The sequence below is a fragment of the Helicobacter baculiformis genome (assembly GCF_900197685.1).
GTDB lineage: Bacteria > Campylobacterota > Campylobacteria > Campylobacterales > Helicobacteraceae > Helicobacter > Helicobacter baculiformis.
In genome coordinates this window covers 1-4,183 of the sequence record NZ_FZMF01000072.1, presented here as the reverse complement: position 1 = coordinate 4,183, position 4,183 = coordinate 1, and the positions used below count along the sequence as shown (strand labels likewise).

General features: G+C 41.2%; 4 protein-coding genes. All 4 read left to right on the top strand.

Annotation, left to right across the window (positions count from 1 at the left end):
* A partial coding sequence (locus C6G87_RS08205; RefSeq protein ID WP_104753004.1) for a VirB4 family type IV secretion/conjugal transfer ATPase occupies positions 1-2,337 on the top strand: 2,337 nt, incomplete at its 5' end.
* A gap of 28 nt (positions 2,338-2,365) precedes the next feature.
* On the top strand, positions 2,366-2,503 hold the full coding sequence (locus C6G87_RS08645) for a hypothetical protein (RefSeq protein ID WP_199767680.1): 138 nt from the start codon (positions 2,366-2,368) through the stop codon (positions 2,501-2,503).
* A complete protein-coding gene (locus tag C6G87_RS08200; RefSeq protein WP_104753003.1) occupies positions 2,496-3,638 on the top strand; it encodes a VirB8 family type IV secretion system protein in 1,143 nt (380 codons plus the stop codon). The genes C6G87_RS08645 and C6G87_RS08200 overlap by 8 nt, the downstream gene beginning before the upstream one ends.
* Positions 3,639-3,728: 90 nt before the next feature.
* Positions 3,729-4,172: a hypothetical protein gene (locus C6G87_RS08580; protein ID WP_158653141.1), complete on the top strand. Its 444-nt coding sequence runs from the start codon at positions 3,729-3,731 to the stop codon at positions 4,170-4,172.
* Positions 4,173-4,183 lie beyond the last annotated feature (11 nt).

Here is a 4,183-nt window from a genome sequence, read left to right as displayed (position 1 = left end):
TCTATGGCTGATGAGAACAACATTCTAGGTATCTACGATCACCACTTCATCATCACCAAACAAGAAAACCTGGTGGGGGCTTTGGAGTTGCAAGGCTTGAGCTATCTAAATTTGATGCAACAGGATTTAGAACACTACTTTAACGCCCGCCAAAATGCTTTAGATGGTATCCCTAGTGGAGTGTGTCTTAGGATTGTCGCCAAAAGGCGCAAGGAGCGCATCAAGCAAAACCCCCATTTGGATAATCCCTATGCTAAAGCTATTATTACAGCCTTTGAGAGCAAGGAGATTTTTGATCACCGCTACTATTTGATCTTTGAAACCATCACGAGCAATCTTAAGAGCTTTTTTGAAAAGAAAAAGTTAGAGATGACTACTTCTGTAGGAGAGGGAGGTACTAAACCCATCACTTTTGCTAACAAGCACTCTAACTTGAGGCAGGCGATCCAAAGGGTAGCCAATGCGCTTAAAGACTTTAATCCTAGAGAACTTGACTCTTGTGAGATTTTGCGTTTCTATGCAGAATATATCAATGGCTTTGACATTCCTTTCAAGCCTAAAATAGGGATATCGAGCGATAGTTATATTGCTAGTGATGTGGAGTTTTTCAAAGATTATTACACACTGACATTCAGGGGCAAGACCACTTATCAACGCTTCATCGGTGTGAAAAACTATGAAAACCAAACTATCACCTCTGTCGCCCTCTCATCTTTGTTGCATTACGAATGCGAGCTAGATATTATCTTTTCCCTTGAGCCTTTGAGCGTTTTTGAAAGCTTGAATTTCTTGAAAATGCGCAAAAAATTCACCTTTGTTAATTTCATCAAAGAAGAGTTAGACAAATACATGGACCTAGTGCAAGCCTCTAGGCTTTCGATGCAAAAGATTGCCTTGAATGTGCTCATCAAGGCAGAAAGCAAAGAGAGTTTAGACAAACACACTGAACAGATTTTGAGTTTGCTTAACAATGAAGGCTTGGTGAGCAAAGAAGAAACCATTGGGATGATCCCCTCTTATTTCTCTTTCTTCCCCGGACGGATGGATTTAAACTATAGAGCCAGACACCAAACTTCTAAAGTGATGGCAGCCTTGATCTTGTTTGAAAAGAACAATAAGGGCTTTCAAGGCAACTCTTGGGGGGATATGCCTTTGAGTGTGTTTAAAAACCTAGATCACTCCCCTTATTTGTTCAACTTCCACAACCAAGAAGTGCAACACAAGGGAGTGTTAGCCCATAATGTGGCTAGAGTGAATGGACATACGATGGTCATAGGGGCAACAGGGGCAGGCAAGACGACTTTGATGAGCTATTTGATGATGAGCGCTTTGAAATACTCTCATTTAGACATTTTAGCTTTAGACAGGTTGAATGGGTTGTATTCCTTTACGAAGTACTTTGGAGGCGTGTATAACAATGATGAAGAGTTTTACATTAATCCTTTGACTTTAGAAAATTCTAAAGAAAATGTGAATTTTCTATGGAGTTTCTATGCCTACATGTTAGGCATAGAAACCACTAATAAGAGAGACAAGGAAATCACTGAAGATCAGAATGCGGTACTCAATGCGATCACTAGCATGTATCAAGAGCATCAACAAAGCAAGAAACAAGGCACTTATAAGCCTTATACCTTAGAAGAATTCACTAATACCTTCATCAAAACACAATCTGGGCAAATCCAAGATACCTTAATGCCCTATTTGAAAAATCCCATTTTCAACGCTAGAGAGGATTGTCTAGCATTTAAAACCCGTATCACCACCATTAATATGGACTCTGTGATCAACAATCAAAAAGATGCAGGACTCCTAGCTTATTACATCTTTTACAAACTCATCCACAGAGCGTTGCAATTAAATAAAGGCTTCTTTTGTTTCATCGATGAGTTCAAATCCTATGCCCAAAATGCGCTGATGAATGAAAAGATTAATCTCATCATCACCCAGGCTAGAAAGGCTAATGGAGTGATTGTTTTAGCCTTGCAAGACATCCACCAATTAGATGATGTGAAAAATGCCAATAGCTTTATTAAGAATATGGGAACACTGATTTTTTATCCCCAAAAAAATATCGATACAGAGAAGCTTAAAAAAGAGTTTGGCATCAAACTCAGCGATGTTGAGCGCAATTTCTTAGAGAATACTAACACCACCAGCCACCAAATCCTTGTCAAAAATATGAATGACAGCACTTCTAATGTGGTGGATGTGAGTTTAGCCACTTTGGGCAAATACCTACCTATCTTTAGTTCTAACGCTAGCAGTGTGGCGCATATCAACCGCTTGATCAAGCAATACGAGGAAAATTGGCGGGAGGTGTATGTGCGTGGATAAGAGAAGAAAATGGAGAAGGTATCTCTCTATGACTTTTTTACTAGTCCTCACGCTATTATTCTTGGGCATTTTTGCCTTGCTACACGGCTGTTCGGACAAATTCCATGAGATGCGCAAATCCCAGTGTGCGTGTGTTATCTTGGGACTAGGAAGTGTGGATGCCTGATCTCTCAGAGCAACGCCTAGAGTTTGAGAAGGCTATAGAACGCTTCACTAGCGGTGTGTTTGATCCAGAAGACTATATCAATTTTGCTAAACTCAGTGCGGCTTTGCTCTTAAAACTTTTAGATAGGCAGCAACTAGATAAGCGACAACAAGAGCAAATCCAAGAACACACTAGCCATGCAACACCAACACAAGAGCAACAGAGTGAGAATGTATTATCCATCCAAACAGACACTCTTATAGAACAGCGCATCCACGAGCACATTAGCAAGCAACAAAGAGAGCAAGAACTCGACTTTGATGGCTTGGAGCAACGCATCAAATCTAATGTATTACCTCAAATAAATGTGGTGATGCGCGCACATTTCCAGCAAGTCCAAACGGAGTTAGAGGGCAAATTAGATCAGTTTGTCAGTAGCAATCTAGACTTGGGTAGCGTTTTTAGAGTGGAGCGAAGAATCACACAAGTAGCCTTTCGGCTTGCCTTATTGGGGGGCTTTGTGGTGGTTGCTTTGAGTTTAGCCATTGTGTTTATGATGCCTTTAGTCAGGGTTGAACCCCTGCTCATAGACTTTGCCAATGCAGACAAGCATTTTGCCATTGTGCAAAAGGCGGATGCCAAGATAGAGCAAAACGAAGCCTTGATGCGCTCTTTAGTAGGCAGTTATATTCTCAATCGCGAGACCATCAACCATATTGATGAGAAAGAACGCTATGAAAGCGTGCGCTTGCAGAGCTCTACTAGTGTGTATCAAACCTTTGAACACTTAATCGCTAGTGAGCATAGCATTTACACCAATGAGAGCATTGATCGAGAAATCAAAATTATTAACATTTCTATTTACAAGAAAGGCAAAGCGCAAAATATCGCCGTCTCTGATGTGGTGGTCAAACTCTTCAATCAAGGCTATCTGAGCTATGAAAAGCGTTATCGTATCACTTTGAGTTTCAAATTCTTGCAAAATCTAAAATTTGACTACAATTCTATGCCCAAAAATCCCACAGGCTTTCAGGTTCTGCAATACTCTATTACAGAGATTGCTACCATCAAACCTTTAGAGGAAACCCATAAAATCCGAAAAACCCCCAGAAGCAAGATCACCTACAAAACTAAAGAGAATAAAGGAGAAGAATAATGAGTGCAGTGAGTGGGAGAGAGTGCGCATTTCTAATGCAGAGAGCATTCACCCCTTGCATATTTACACGCTCTGTTTCTTGCCTGTGCTGTGTTCTTTAGCACTTTGCACGCAGAAGCCCAAAATGCCGATGGGTATGTACCTCCTATTTTTGAACCTGATTCTCAAACAAATACACAAACACCACCCACGCCCACACCCTCCACAAATCAGTCAAATCAGCCAGCACCTCCTGCAGACAGCCCTTTATCATCTACTAACCAGCCCACACCCTCCACAAATCAAGACAGAGCACCTTCTAATGTGCCACCTCCCACAAGTGCGCCCACACCCTTTAATCCTAAAGCTGTTGCTCCCCCTAATCCATTTATTCCACAAGAAAAACCTAAAATCTCTGCTTTTAAAGAAGGCACACCCTCCCAAGCTTTAGAAAAGAAAACATACACGCCTAAGTCAAAGAATGCAGATGAAGACTTGGAGCGTGCAGAATCAGACGCTCTGCCCAATTGCAGGCAAGGTTACTGCACAAGTTGAGACAGACATTT

Coding starts and splice junctions, on each gene's coding strand:
- C6G87_RS08200 (WP_104753003.1), top strand. CDS start 2,496: ATGCCTGATCTCTCAGAGCAACGCCTAGAGTTTGAGAAGGCTATAGAA.
- C6G87_RS08645 (WP_199767680.1), top strand. CDS start 2,366: ATGACTTTTTTACTAGTCCTCACGCTATTATTCTTGGGCATTTTTGCC.